Source organism: Virgibacillus salarius, assembly GCF_039521925.1.
Taxonomy (GTDB): domain Bacteria; phylum Bacillota; class Bacilli; order Bacillales; family Amphibacillaceae; genus Virgibacillus; species Virgibacillus salarius.
This window is the reverse complement of the sequence record NZ_BAAACY010000088.1, coordinates 12158-25678: the sequence shown is the minus strand read 5'-3', so window position 1 is coordinate 25678 and position 13521 is coordinate 12158. Positions and strand designations below refer to the sequence as shown.

10 protein-coding genes and 1 riboswitch are annotated in these 13521 nt (G+C 38.3%); of the genes, 3 read left to right on the top strand and 7 right to left on the bottom strand.

Features of this window, described 5'->3' with window-relative positions; translation table 11 throughout:
* Positions 1-183 precede the first annotated feature (183 nt).
* Positions 184-1374 (bottom strand): MFS transporter, encoded by a 1191-nt coding sequence (locus tag ABDZ84_RS11525; protein WP_026682384.1) that lies wholly within the window; start codon positions 1372-1374, stop codon positions 184-186.
* A 64-nt stretch (positions 1375-1438) separates the two neighbouring features.
* Positions 1439-1538, bottom strand: a riboswitch (purine riboswitch).
* A gap of 247 nt (positions 1539-1785) precedes the next feature.
* Between ABDZ84_RS11525 and ABDZ84_RS11520 the strand changes: the two genes are divergently transcribed.
* Entirely contained in the window at positions 1786-2787 is a 1002-nt protein-coding gene (locus ABDZ84_RS11520) for a hypothetical protein (RefSeq protein WP_343781556.1), read from the top strand.
* 379 nt (positions 2788-3166) lie between these two features.
* Here ABDZ84_RS11520 and ABDZ84_RS11515 read toward each other — a convergent pair whose 3' ends face one another.
* Together ABDZ84_RS11515 and ABDZ84_RS11510 are read right to left on the bottom strand one after the other, a co-directional pair.
* A complete protein-coding gene (locus ABDZ84_RS11515) occupies positions 3167-3652 on the bottom strand; it encodes a DinB family protein (protein WP_343781554.1) in 486 nt (161 codons plus the stop codon).
* 24 nt (positions 3653-3676) lie between these two features.
* Positions 3677-4909 (bottom strand): MFS transporter, encoded by a 1233-nt coding sequence (locus ABDZ84_RS11510; RefSeq protein WP_343781552.1) that lies wholly within the window; start codon positions 4907-4909, stop codon positions 3677-3679.
* A 134-nt stretch (positions 4910-5043) separates the two neighbouring features.
* Between ABDZ84_RS11510 and ABDZ84_RS11505 the strand changes: the two genes are divergently transcribed.
* The gene (locus ABDZ84_RS11505; RefSeq protein WP_026682376.1) at positions 5044-5625 is read left to right on the top strand and encodes a CGNR zinc finger domain-containing protein; all 582 of its coding nucleotides are present in this window, start codon (positions 5044-5046) and stop codon (positions 5623-5625) included.
* Positions 5626-6056: 431 nt separating this feature from the next.
* Positions 6057-7490, top strand: coding sequence for an alpha/beta hydrolase family protein (locus tag ABDZ84_RS11500; protein WP_026682375.1), 1434 nt, complete (start codon positions 6057-6059; stop codon positions 7488-7490).
* A 27-nt stretch (positions 7491-7517) separates the two neighbouring features.
* Here ABDZ84_RS11500 and ABDZ84_RS11495 read toward each other — a convergent pair whose 3' ends face one another.
* The 4 genes from ABDZ84_RS11495 to ascB all read right to left on the bottom strand — a co-directional run bounded on the left by ABDZ84_RS11495 (position 7518) and on the right by ascB (position 13423).
* The gene (locus ABDZ84_RS11495; RefSeq protein WP_026682374.1) at positions 7518-8543 is read right to left on the bottom strand and encodes a MerR family transcriptional regulator; all 1026 of its coding nucleotides are present in this window, start codon (positions 8541-8543) and stop codon (positions 7518-7520) included.
* A gap of 311 nt (positions 8544-8854) precedes the next feature.
* Complete coding sequence (locus tag ABDZ84_RS11490; RefSeq protein WP_166529969.1) at positions 8855-10729, bottom strand: beta-glucoside-specific PTS transporter subunit IIABC; 1875 nt, start codon at positions 10727-10729, stop codon at positions 8855-8857.
* 188 nt (positions 10730-10917) lie between these two features.
* The gene (gene licT, locus ABDZ84_RS11485) at positions 10918-11748 is read right to left on the bottom strand and encodes a BglG family transcription antiterminator LicT (RefSeq protein ID WP_026682372.1); all 831 of its coding nucleotides are present in this window, start codon (positions 11746-11748) and stop codon (positions 10918-10920) included.
* A 238-nt stretch (positions 11749-11986) separates the two neighbouring features.
* Positions 11987-13423, bottom strand: coding sequence for a 6-phospho-beta-glucosidase (ascB, locus tag ABDZ84_RS11480; RefSeq protein ID WP_026682371.1), 1437 nt, complete (start codon positions 13421-13423; stop codon positions 11987-11989).
* Positions 13424-13521 lie beyond the last annotated feature (98 nt).

Genomic DNA, 13521 nt, shown 5'->3' with positions numbered 1-13521 from the left:
GATTAGAATATGCTGACTCTGAATTGTCCCCTAATAATCCAAGGTAAAGAACAATTGGATTTATTTAAAATAAAATAAACCAAAATGTAATACTAACGTTTGGTTTATTTTATTTTAAATCTAGATGCTATGGAAAACGATGACTAAATGGTCTTTCTAATAAAGATTAGCTTAACCCTACCATTACCCTCGATCACTCACCGTATCACCAACCATTGCTCCTTCTTCATCCTTCTTCTTACTTGTTATAGAAAAAGCAGCAAACAGTAAGGATACAATCACAAGTGCGCCACCGAAGTAAGCTGCATTGGTAACTGTTCCAGTTTGATTTAATACGAGTCCCCCAGATGCGGATCCGATAGAAATGCCGATTTGCAGTGCTGAGTTATTGAAGCTTTGCTGAATGTCGGATGTTTCCGGATCTGTATCAATCAAATAGCTTTGTTGTGGTGGAGATAGACTCCAGCTCAGTGCTCCCCAAATCATCATCACGGGGATGAATAGAACAAGGGAGAAGGTCGTTAATGGTAATAAGAATAGCATCGCAGCAAAGGTCGTGATTACGAAAATGATACTTTTCTGCGGACCAACCGAATCAGATAGGTACCCTCCAAATGCTCCTCCGCTTACTGCTGCAATACCAAATAATAGATAACAAATACTTATCCAATACGCATTCATATGGAGCTCAGTCTCTAAAAATGGTGTGAAGTATGCATACAGCGTATAATGCCCTGCTAGCATAAATACCGTTGCCAAATGGGCACTTCCAATCTTCAAGCTAGCAACAGCTTTTAACTGTTGTTTGAGCGGAACTGCTTTTCCACCTGGAATTTGTTCTAAGAAGATAGAAATAAGCACAAACGAAATAATAGATAAGATGGCAATGCCAAGGAAAATCACACGCCATCCGAAGTTATCGGAAATGAGTATTCCTAATGGCACACCCATGACAAGGGATGAACTAATCCCCATATAGATAAGTCCAAGCGCCTTTGCTCGGTGTTCTGGTGCAACAATCTTGGCAGCAATCGTTAACGATAGTACTACAATCAGTGCTGTACTCATCGCACTTAAAACCCTTGCAATCATCATAAATGTAAAATCAGGGCTGAAATACGTCATGATATTACTGATGAAAAAGATACCTAAGGAAATAAGGTATACTTTTTTACGCTCCAATTTACTTGTTAGAACAAGTAATACTGGACCAAAAACTGCATAAATAAGTGCGAAAACGGTAATAAACTGTCCAGCAGAGCTAAGAGAGGTATTTAAATCCTCTGCAATCGTAGGAAGTATTCCACCAACGATCAGTTCAACAAGTCCAACCGCAACAGTGGATAATGCTAATATAAAAACTTTTATATTCATATTCTGTTTTTCGTCCTTTCTCATAGATAGTTACTTAGGAAACAAAAAAATCCTGATTACAAAAAATGATAGACTCATTTTCTGTAATCAGGATTTTATGGTTCCTGGTAGAGACCCCCAAGCCATATTCTTGAGGTTATACAGTGTACGATTTATTTTTAGTGAACACTTGAATAGTTTACTAGGAGTTAGAGAAGTTTTCAAGTGTAAGATTATTCTAGTATAATTTTAATTAGTATGGATGGAAAAGAAAATTAAGCGCATAGAACGCGTTTAAATTGTCTAATCAACGTGACGATAATATAAGCGGCAAATAAAATAATTAGAGAAATGTATACATAACGTAACGAACGATACAAGTAATTCTACAATTACATCGATTTGGTTAGTATAGTGAAAGGGCTGATTAGAATGTTCTATCCTTTAGAATTACAAAATAATACGTTGAATATTCCAAATTCTGAGGTTGAGAAAACTACATTTAAAGATCTAGGTTTAAGAGAAGCTCAATTAGAGGAATTTTTAGCTTCTAATCTAGAATTGTTAGTAGAAGATGATGAAAATTTATTATTAGTCGGACAACAAGTTCGTGATATAAGTAGTGGACGCACAGATTTAATAGCTGTTGATGAAAATGGAAATCTTGTGTTAATCGAAATAAAACGTGATCTGGATGACATTAAATCTCGAAAAGAGCCTTTTGAGTTTCAGGCGATCAGATACGCAGCAACTCTTGCAAAGATAAATAATGTGGAAACGCTGGTAAATAAAATTTATGCACCATACATTGAGAAAAAAAGAGAGATCTCACAACAAGGACTAACTGCCGTAGAACAGGCTCAGCGTAATTTGAATACATTCTTGGAAAGTAACGAATCAAAAGGAATATTTAACAAAAAGCAGAGAATCATTTTAGTAGCTTCACAGTTTGATGATCAAACTTTATCTGCGTGTGCATGGTTGAGTAACAATAATGTTGATATCTCTTGTTTTACAATTGAACCACTCAAATTTGCAGATCAACTTTTTATTGATTTTACTAAGATATTGCCAGTACAGAGGAATGAGGATTTCTATGTAGATTTGGCAGAATCTAATAGTAGTATTAAAAGGGATAATTCAAATCGAATAAGTAAAAAAAGATATCTGCCTAGAATGAAGGAACTATTTGAGTGGGGGATACTATCACCAAATCAAAAAGTATCTATTAAAAATCAAGATAATTCAGATGCAACTGTAGTAGATGAAAAAACGGTTTCATTTAATGAGAATATAATGTCTTATAATCAATGGGGAAAAGTTGTAACAGGCTGGAGTGCAATGAGTGTATATGAATGGATTATTCCAGAAGGACAAATAAAAACGCTTCATGAACTTCGTTTAGAAAGAATAGATAACAAACAGAGGGATTAGTAAAATTCTAAGATAAGGATAGTAAGCGTTTTTTTACTCCAACAACGCTTCTTACCTGTAAATATGAAAATAAGCATTGGGAGGTTACTATCAATGCTTATTTTTTTTCCTCTTATTTACCACGGTAAACCGTATCACAAATAGTGGTAAAACAAAGGGTGGAAATTGTGATTCATAAGGAGTGGCTAAATGAATTGTAAATTACAAGGAAGGGCCTATTTGCATAGAGCCCCTTTATTAATTATGATGTCTTTTGGTCGTTAATTGCTATTGATATAATAATGTGCCAATCAGCAAATTTTTCGAGTAACATGAAGGCATCAAATAAGTATAGAAACGGAAAGGTAATTTTTATTCTTAATACCCAATTATGCTATCTTTATTTCTTAGGTTTTATGTTGTCGATTAAACTAGTTATATTTTTAATCGCCCCAAAATGCATTCCTTCATGATATAGGCAAAAACTAATTAACTCTCCGACTGATCTTAATTCAAGTCCAGTAGATGTAGTATATGGTTGCTCAATTTTTTCATCCATTCGGCCATATAATAAAGAATCAACTTTGCTTATTTGTTCACTTAATAAATGGGTCAATTCATCCTTTTTTGGAGTATTTATTCGCCATTCCTTAGGTGAAGTCCCGGGAGCAAATAGTTGATCAAAATTGTCTGGGATTCTTGAATTTTCACCAATGAGATGGAAACAAAATTTATCCATTACAGTGTACATGTGTCCTAAATTCCATTTAATATTATTATTTAGCCCCAAAGGTATAATTTCTAATTTACTTTCATTTATATCTTTAATGTAATTAATTGTGCTCTTTCGCGCAAAATGTAACTGTTTTATAGGATAACTATTCATTAAATAACTTCCCTTCCTTTAATTTTACTGTGCTTTAATAGTTTTGGTTTGCAAATAGACATTATCTTTTTCCATAAAAAATGTAATTACTGCACCGATTGCTAATATTAAGCCACCCATTCCAAATGCATAAGAGTAATCTCCACTTATTGCTCGAAGGTACCCACCAAGGAATACACCTAATGCAGCAAATATTTGGTGAAGAAGCCAACTAAACCCTAGAATACTTCCCATTGCATTTTTACCAAATCGATCACCAATAATCCCCGTAACTAGTGGAATGATTGGCATTGATGAAACTCCATAAACAATTGAAAATACATATAACTGCCATATCCCTGGTGATATTGCTAGCCAAATAAATGCTATCAGGCGAATAATATAAAGCATAATCAACAAATTTTTCTTTCCAAAATTACGAGTTAATTGTCCTGTTACAAACATTGAAACTGCACTCGCAAAAGCAGCAATACCAAGTAATTGCCCCCCAAGTGAGGTATCCCCCCCTAGATCAACTGCGAAATTTGGAAGATGCATGGTTACTAAGTATAGTGTAAAACCACAAGAAGCAAATCCTAGGCTTGCAATCCAAAACTGACCACTTCTTAATGCCTCTGACAATTTTGCACTCTGAGGTGGTGAAAATATTGCCGTAGAATCTCCATCTGGCAATTGACCAACATCTTCTGGATTATTTTTAACTGCAAATAAAACTAAAGGAACGACTACAACCAGAATAATCATTCCAAGTACCACAAATGCAGAGTGGAAACCAGTGTTAGCAATTAGATAACCAGTTAAAGGTAATAGTAAAAGTTGACCAATGTTCATTCCCATTGAACTTCTTGAAAGCATTTTAGCCCGTTTCTTCACAAACCATCTTGATACTAATACTGAGTTGGCCATAGAACCACAGCCTGCAAAACCAATTGCGGTAAAAACCCCATAATAAATAAAGAATTGCCATACTTCAGTGATTGTTGCAGATAGCAAAAATGCAATTCCCATTAACGCTGCACTACTAGCAATTACTGACTTAGGACCAAACCTATCAATCCATTTCCCCATAATCGGTTGGAAAATCCCCCAAGTTATCATATTGAGAGACACTGCTAAACTAAGTGTTGTTAAGTCCCATCCGTAGGTGTTATTCAGTGGAGCAAAAAATTGCCCTGCTGTCAGGTTTAGACCAAATGCTCCCATAAGTGTGATAAATGTAATCAGAATTACTCGATTACCCATAAAAGAATGTTGCAAAAAATCTCCTCCTATAAATGTATTAACCATTAAATTTATATTTTAATGGTTAATACAATATACAATTATAATTAACCTGTCAAGTATGCTACAATAGGTTAATATTAAAATAATTATAGAAATGAGGGATTATAATGGTTAGTGAAAGTAACTTCCCACTAATTTCTGGTTATCTATCTTTGGATTTGGTAAATACAGAAGTGGTTCGGAATGGAACCCGATATGATTTGTTGACAAAATCAGAAGATGTAATTAATTGGGTGAATACTTTACTAGAGGAGAATATTCTTCTAACTAAACAAATTTCAGATAATGTACAAGAGTGGTCTAGTCAGGTCTTACCAATCTTAAGAGAGATTCGCTCATTTTTGCGTAAGGGATATGAAAGTTTAGCCGATGGAGAAGATCTTTCTGAAGGGTGGATTAATTATCTGGAAACAGTTATTGAAAAGGCACCATTCACTTATAAGGTAGAAAATAATGAGTTAATACCTGTCCCCATTGGACAACCATCTAATGTTTTAATTTCGCTAGTAGCACTGGATGCTATTAAACTTTATACAAGCAATAAATTATCCTCTATACATCGTTGTGCGAATCCAAGTTGCGTTTTATTGTTTATCGATACTCGTGGAAGGCGAAAATGGTGTTCAATGAGAATATGCGGAAATCGTGAAAAAGTTACTCGCTTTCAAAGGCGACAAAAACAAGAATGAAAGTAATTAGTCTAAAAGAAGACTTAAGATTAATATAATTGGAGTGACTTACGCAAAGGGCTATTAAAGGATATGATTATAATGAATCACAAATTAATCTGAACATATCCTAACTTTAAACTTAATCATGAGTAAGGAAAGCAATGTATCCACTGCCCGCTCAGAGGTCACCTATATTATTAACGCCTATACCATGTACTTCTTTTAAGCAATCATTAAAAAATAAAGTCAATACTTCCTTAAAGAGCCTCGTACAGAATATCTAGAGAAGAAATTCGCCATTCACCAACTTCGCCTTTCCGTTAAGTTGCAGTGATTGAATGAATAAAATAGTCCTTGAATCTCCACCTACTGGATAATGTATTGTTTATATTAGCAAGCAGCTAGCATTTGAAGCTAGAAGCTAACGTAAACGAGGAGGTTCTATGCATATGAGATTTTTTGAGATAGTCGTTATTGTCTTCAACCTTTTGCTGATCGGTTGGATTCTAGTTGCCAAGAAAAAGCCTGTGCCTTGGTTGCTTATTGGTTTCGGTGTTTCCACCATTCTAATACTGATACATGGAGTTATTGAAGGCTGGCGCTGGCAGATGATTCCGGCTTATGTTATGACAGTAGTTCCGTTAGTGGCTGTAGCCGGTAGATTGCTGTTCAAATCCGAACAGTCTGCTGAGCGAGTGGTGACAAAAGCATCCCGCGTAAAACGAATAGCACTGATAACGTTAGCTGTAATCTATTCTTCCGTGGCCGTTGCGCTGCCGCTTATACTTCCGGTCTTCACCTTTGAGGAGCCGACAGGTCCGTACAAAATCGGCACCGTTACCTACGACTGGAAGGATCAGGCGCGGGATGAAACCTTCACGCCAGATCCGGGTGACAAGCGAGAGTTAATGGTGCAGATCTGGTATCCTGCAGATGCTCAAGCAGAAGGAGAAACAGAGCTCTATTTTTCTAACCCAGATGTGTTTGTGGAGGGGTATAGTAAGCTTCTGAATATGCCGAAACTGTTGTTTACGACGTTCGCTTATGTTAAAACACATGCCATTGAGAACGCGGCGATTTCCAATCGGGAGCCATCTTATCCGGTTCTTATTTTCTCGCATGGATTTAGTGGGCATAAGAATCAGAATACTTTTCAGATCGAGCATTTAGTGAGTCATGGATATATAGTGGTGGGCATAGATCATACGTACAGTAGTACAGCATCTGTTTTTGCTGATGGTCGTGTTGCAAACTTTGTGCCACAAGATACCGAATCAATCGCTTACTTGGATAAAGCGAATGAAGGCTGGGTAGCAGATGCCAAGTTTGTGCTGGATCAAGTAGAGAAGCTAGCCAATAATGATCCGGATCGTCGTTTTACGGGTCGCATGGATATGAGCAATGTAGGGATGTTTGGCCACTCTTTTGGAGGGGCGACAAGTGCACAGATGCTAATGTCGGATTCTAGAATAAAGGCTGCAATTAATATGGATGGCATTTTATATGGAAAACAACGGATTCCAGCAGAAGGGATGAAAAAGCCCTTTATGATGATGAGTGCCGATGACTCCATAGAGGTGAAAAACACCGCAGATACAGTGTCTGTCCAAATTATAGAGGAAACGTTACCGCGGTATAAACATGTGGCTGTAGGTGGAAATTACTGGATGAAAATAAAAGACATGAAGCATATGGGCTTCTCTGATTTATATCTGTTTTCACCAATATATGAAAAACTGGAGGGGGTTGATGCCCGAAAGGCTCATCGGCTCATTAACGATTACACGCAGGATTTCTTCGATCATTATTTAAAGCAGCAGCCATTTAAGCTATTGGAGCAAAATATGGGGGAACACCCGGCGTTTGAGCTGGAAAAAGGCTAAATGGTACAGGTGAACAGCCAGGGGACGTTAGCCTTCAGGCTGTTCGCATGATTGATCTGACAGTTGCTCTAGCTTTAGCTGTAAGCTCTGATAAAGTACGAGATTACCTTTTGCAAGCAAATGAAATGAAGGACTTATAATGGAACATAGTGTATTGCAGCGTTCGAGCAGTGGCGCCCTCGTTTGCTGAACATATTCTGCAAAAGAACGGATAAAATCTTCCTTATTAAATGCTTGCTCTGTATTGACATAAAGCATAATCATATCCTCGACAATGGCCTGTACATAAGGACTGTCGGCAGCATGTTTTTTATCCACCGCATGATTCAATCGATATTGTATATTCTCAAGCTTTTTCATCCATGTGGCTACACTGTAACGAGGTTTATAACCTGTATGTAAGAAGAAAAACTCAATATTATTCAGTTCCTTGATAAATTGGGGATCGTTTATCAGCTCCTGAAGCTCATTCCAAGCGGCTGTTTGTTTTGCTGTTACCCTCGCTTGATTGACAATATATTTATTGAAAAAATATAACATTGGCTCCTTCCATTCTGAAGGAATCTCTGCAAAAATGTTCAAGGTTTCCACCTTCTCAGAAATGAACTGTTTTCGTTTCTCGATAGTTAATTCTTTTTCATGAACGAGGTCGTAAACATAACGCAGTGAATCCCCTTGGTGCTGCTTCGCCTGACGTAAAATCGCAATCATATTGGTGAGTGCGCTAGCCTGTGTCGAAAGCGATTCGATCTGCCAATCGAGTGCCTTTTCAACCGGCAATTCCCCAGAAATGAGCTGGCTTATTTCATCAATACTAAAATCAAGATAGCGCAAGGTAATCGTTAACTCTAAACGCCATATATCTTCTGCCGTATATAATCGATGTCCACCATCCGTATGGCTCGTAGGCTTTATTAACCCAATTTCATCGTAATAACGGACGGTTCTGACCTTAGTTCCAATCATTTTCGCCACTTGCCCAATGGAAAACGTATCCGTCACAGCTTTAGAATCTAAAACCTTCTGAAAATCCATGCCGCTGTTTGCATGCACATGACTCACCTCCAATATCTTATTTTACGTTCTCCAGTTACTGGAGATTCAACCTGATTATACTACGTAAGCATGTCCCGGAAAGGGAGTTGCTTTGATAATACCATCATTGTATCCTTCCAAAGGGTGTGTCTTACAAATACTATTGTACTAGAAAAAATAGAATTGTACTGTACGATATACAACTATATACGGCCTTTTTCAAAACTAAACTGCCTTCCCCCTGTTCCATTCAGGGCAAAGGCAGTATAGGTGCGTTTTCTTGTCTCATATTACTAGGTTAGTTTATTACAATAGAGGGTTTTATTTGTTTAGTCCTTTGCAACAAGTGTCAGGATCGAATCTTTTTCTTTTACTTGATTTTCAGCTGTAGCATCGACTGTACTGTATTGGTTCGAGTTGGTGACAATGATTGGAGTGGTTACATCATAACCGGCCTCCTTGATTTTATTTATATCAAATTCTACTAAAACATCACCAATGTTCACTACATCTCCCTGTTGGATGTGAGAAGTGAAGTACTGCCCATCTAACTGTACGGTATCTATACCAACGTGGATCAATAGTTCAGCACCATTCTCCGAAACGATACCAATCGCATGCTTGGTTTTAAAGGCAACGGAGATGGTTCCATTAACTGGAGAAACAACCCGACCTGTCTGAGGCTTAATCGCAATCCCTTGACCCATTGCCTCTGAAGCGAAGGTAGGATCAGCTACATTGGTCAATGCAATTGCCTCTCCTTCCAATGGGCTAAAAATTTGCTCATCTACCGATTCTATATTATCGTCTTTTATAGCTGTGTTTGCTTCCTCAACAGTTTCTTCCACTGGATCATCAAAGCCTAGCATATAGGTTAGCACGGCAGAGATTATGAAGGAAGCGGTAATTCCAAGAATTAAGGCGAAAAATCCTTCGCCACCTGGCCCGAAGAAGATCGGTAGGGTTAATAACCCTGGTGCACCGGAGGCAAATGCTTGTGTACCACCGTATCCGATAATTGCCCCACCAACGGCCCCACCGATAATGCCGGCGATAAAGGGTTTCTTCAATCGTAAGGTTACTCCGTAAACCGCAGGCTCGGTAATCCCGAATAATGCGGTAATCGTGGCTGAACCGGAAAGTGCTTTTAATTTTTTGTTTTTCGTTTTTAAGAATACCCCAAAGGCTGCTCCAGTTTGAGCGAATACCGAAGCGGTAGCTGCTGGTTTAATTCCATCCTGTCCGTAAACAGCGATGTTATTGATAAAGACAGGAACAAGTCCCCAGTGCACCCCAAAGATAACGAATAGCTGCCAGCCAGCCCCTAATGCTGCTCCTGCAAGTAATGGGCTAAAATTAAATCCAGCAAGTAGTGCGTCGGCAATCCCATTACCAATCGATACACCGATTGGTCCGAAGACAATTAAGGTAATTGGCACCAGTACGACTAAAGAGATTAACGGTGTTAAAAAGTTTTTCACGCTTTGGTGAATATAGCGATTCGAGAGCTTTTCTACATAACTCATCATAATTACAGATAGAATAATCGGTATAACCGTTGATGAATAAGGCATCATCACGACAGGAATGCCGAAGAAATCGATAGCAGCATCCTGTGCTTCTAATTCTACAATGGTTGGATAGACAAGTGCGCCAGCTACTGTCAATGCGGTAAAAACATTCGCACCAAATTTACGTGCGGTGGTTACCGCTAATAGTAGTGGTAGGAAATAAAATAAGCTATCTGAAGCTGCATATAAAATCGTGTAGGTGCTTCCGGCTGGGTCTAACCAATTTAGGTTATCAGCAATTAATAGTAGCCCCTTCAAAATACCTGCTCCAGCCATTACGCCTAACAATGGTGCAAAAATACTAGAAATGACATCTACGACACGTCCGACAATATTCCCCTTTGATTCATTAGTGGAAGCATCTGTCGTTTTTTTATCATCTTCTAGAATATTAGAAATCGCACCAATTGCTTGGTACACTTCGGGCACGGTGTTTCCTATAACCACTTGGAATTGTCCACCGCTCTCCTTCACTGTAATAATACCCTCTGTATTTTCTAATTTGTCCTTATTAGGCTTCGAAGGATCCTGTAAGGTAAAGCGTAGACGCGTAGCACAATGAACAAGTGATTGTACATTATCCTCGCCGCCCACATGATGTATAATTTCTTTAGCTAATGCTTGGTTATCCATAGTAAACCTCCTCTAGGCGTTTGAGCGAAAAGAGTATGAAAAAAACCTAAGCCAATAGAAGAGCTAGAACATACTCGTGTTCCTCTTCCATGACTTAGGTTTTGCCTGCTTAATCAGTAACAATCCTAATCGCTTTTATGATTTATTTGTTAAGATATTTCATGATGACAGGGCTATCCATCTGGATTTTAACGGTTCACGACACGTTCGATATGAATCGTTAAATAAAGCATTTCTTCATTTGTCAGCTCGTGATTATATTGCCTTTTAATATAGCTTTTAATCTTCTCGGTGCATTTGGATGCTTCTTTATGCTTTTGCTTAATCATGATATATAAGTAATCATCATCATTTTTATAATGAGAACCATTAAATACACGTTGGGCAAAATATTTGAGGTGTGTAATAAAGCGTCCGTAGTTCAACGAATCTTCATTGAACTCCACATTAAAATGATATTTGACGATATTGATAATCTGTTGAATAAACTTCGTCGTGTTAAACGTATTTTCTGTGTCCTCATTCATATTTGCTTCAATAATATGAATGGCGATAAACGCTGCCTCATCCTCGGGCAGCTCGACATCAAACCGTTGATTAATGCGTGCTACTGCTCTTTTTCCAACCGCAAATTCATCCTTATACAACTGCTTAATTTCCCAAAGAATATCATTTCGTATGGTAATCCCTTGCTGATAACGCTCGATAGAAAAATGAATATGGTCTGGAAGGGATAAATAAATTTTTTCATTGAGCTCTGTATTCAAGGCTTCCTTAGCATCCTTAATGATCAGCTCAACCTCAGACATGAGCTCAGCCGGAATTTCTCGTAGCAATAGCTTAAAGTTATCAAAGGTTTGCTGATCCTTTAAGGTGAACACCTTTTCAATTTTATCCGCTTCGATTTCTTGACCAGCTTTCTTTTGAAATGCTAGCCCTCTTCCCATGACAACCAATTCCATGCCCTCTTCATCAAATGCACTGACAACATTGTTATTTAGTACTTTATGAATCTTCATTCGCTATCCTTCCTTCACATACAACGTTCGTGAAAAGTAAAAGAACCTAAGCCACTTTGAAATAAACCTAATACAGGTCTATAAAAGGTGACTTAGGTTTTGCCTGCTGACCAGTTACAACCCTAATCATCATATCTATAGTTATTAATAACTTACTAGTATTATAAGCCTATTTCTTTTCATACGTCAACGCTTTCATAAAAGAAAGAGCATACCAAAGTTCTTATTCGTTAAAATGCTAATCAAGTTGCTGACCATTAGATGAAATAACGCGTTTATACCAGTCAAAGCTCTTCTTTTTGATTCGCTTACCAGTACCATTTCCTTCATTGTCGCGATCGACATAAATATAGCCATATCGCTTTTTCATTTCTCCGGAAGAGGCACTGACAATATCGATAGGCCCCCAGCTTGTATAACCAATAATTGGTACGCCATCTTCGATCGCTTCAGCCATTTCGGCAATGTGTCTACGTAAATATGCAATACGGTAATCATCTTCAATCGTTCCAGCCTCAGTTACTTGGTCAATAGCACCTAAGCCATTTTCTACTACGAACAACGGTTTTTGATAGCGATCATACAATTGATTTGCGGTGATGCGAAATCCAACTGGGTCAATCGTCCAGCCCCATTCTGATTTAGATACATAAGGGTTCACTGCTGAACCGAATACGTTCCCGCTTGTCGCTTTTTTCATCACTTCTTTGTCAGAGCTGATCGTTCTACTGGAATAATAGCTAAATCCGATGTAATCGACTGTATGATTCTTGAGGATTTCAAGATCTCCAGGCTCCATCGCAATGTGAATGTTATTTTCGTTGAAGAAGCGGTTTGCATAGCCTGGATATTCCCCACGTGCTTGTACATCGATAAAGAAGAAGGATTCACGATCCTTATCCATCGCCAGCTTTACATCTTCTGGATTACAACTGTATGGATAGAACATCCCTGCTGCTAGCATACAGCCAATTTGTGCATCTGGAATGATTTCATGACATGCTTTTACTGCTAAGGCACTAGCCACTAATTGATGATGGGCTGCTTGATATTGAATTTGTTTTTGATTATCTCCTTCAGCGAAGACCAGTCCAGCACCGAGAAATGGAAGGTGAAGCAGCATGTTTATTTCATTAAAGGTCATCCAATATGTCACCTTGTCTTGGTAACGTTCAAACACCGTTTTTGCATAGCGTTCGAATAGGCTCACAAGCTTACGAGAGCGCCAGCTTCCATACGTATCAATTAAGTGAACAGGCACATCAAAGTGTGCAAGCGTTACGACTGGCTCTATATCATGCTTTCGTAGCTCGTCGAATAACGCATCATAGAATGCTAATCCTGCTTCATTTGGTGTTGCATCTTCTCCAGTTGGAAAGATCCGTGCCCAAGCAATTGACACACGTAGTGCTTTAAAGCCCATTTCTGCAAATAAAGCAATATCCTCTTTATAATTATGATAAAAATCAATCGCCTCATGAGCCGGATAGAACTCGCCAGCCAATGGTTGTAAGGAAGGAACATCCCCCTTCATGATTGCGCGACGACTATCTCCTGTCGGCAATAAATCAACAATGGTTAAGCCCTTATTATCTGTTTGATAAGCCCCTTCAGCTTGGTTTGCTGCAATTGCGCCACCCCATAAGAACCCATCTGGAAATGTATAATTTTCCATTATCTCTGCTCCTTTACGTTCCATATTTTCATAACGGCAATAAAAAAACCTGACGAATGCAAGGGACACAGCAATGGTGCTCCTTATTCGTCAGGTTA

What these genes read in the sequence shown, in the direction of transcription:
- ABDZ84_RS11525 (WP_026682384.1), bottom strand. Translation starts at nt 1,374, where the DNA reads ATGAATATAAAAGTTTTTATATTAGCATTATCCACTGTTGCGGTTGGA.
- ABDZ84_RS11520 (WP_343781556.1), top strand. Translation starts at nt 1,786, where the DNA reads ATGTTCTATCCTTTAGAATTACAAAATAATACGTTGAATATTCCAAAT.
- ABDZ84_RS11515 (WP_343781554.1), bottom strand. Translation starts at nt 3,652, where the DNA reads ATGAATAGTTATCCTATAAAACAGTTACATTTTGCGCGAAAGAGCACA.
- ABDZ84_RS11505 (WP_026682376.1), top strand. Translation starts at nt 5,044, where the DNA reads ATGGTTAGTGAAAGTAACTTCCCACTAATTTCTGGTTATCTATCTTTG.
- ABDZ84_RS11500 (WP_026682375.1), top strand. Translation starts at nt 6,057, where the DNA reads ATGAGATTTTTTGAGATAGTCGTTATTGTCTTCAACCTTTTGCTGATC.
- ABDZ84_RS11490 (WP_166529969.1), bottom strand. Translation starts at nt 10,729, where the DNA reads ATGGATAACCAAGCATTAGCTAAAGAAATTATACATCATGTGGGCGGC.
- licT (WP_026682372.1), bottom strand. Translation starts at nt 11,748, where the DNA reads ATGAAGATTCATAAAGTACTAAATAACAATGTTGTCAGTGCATTTGAT.
- ascB (WP_026682371.1), bottom strand. Translation starts at nt 13,423, where the DNA reads ATGGAAAATTATACATTTCCAGATGGGTTCTTATGGGGTGGCGCAATT.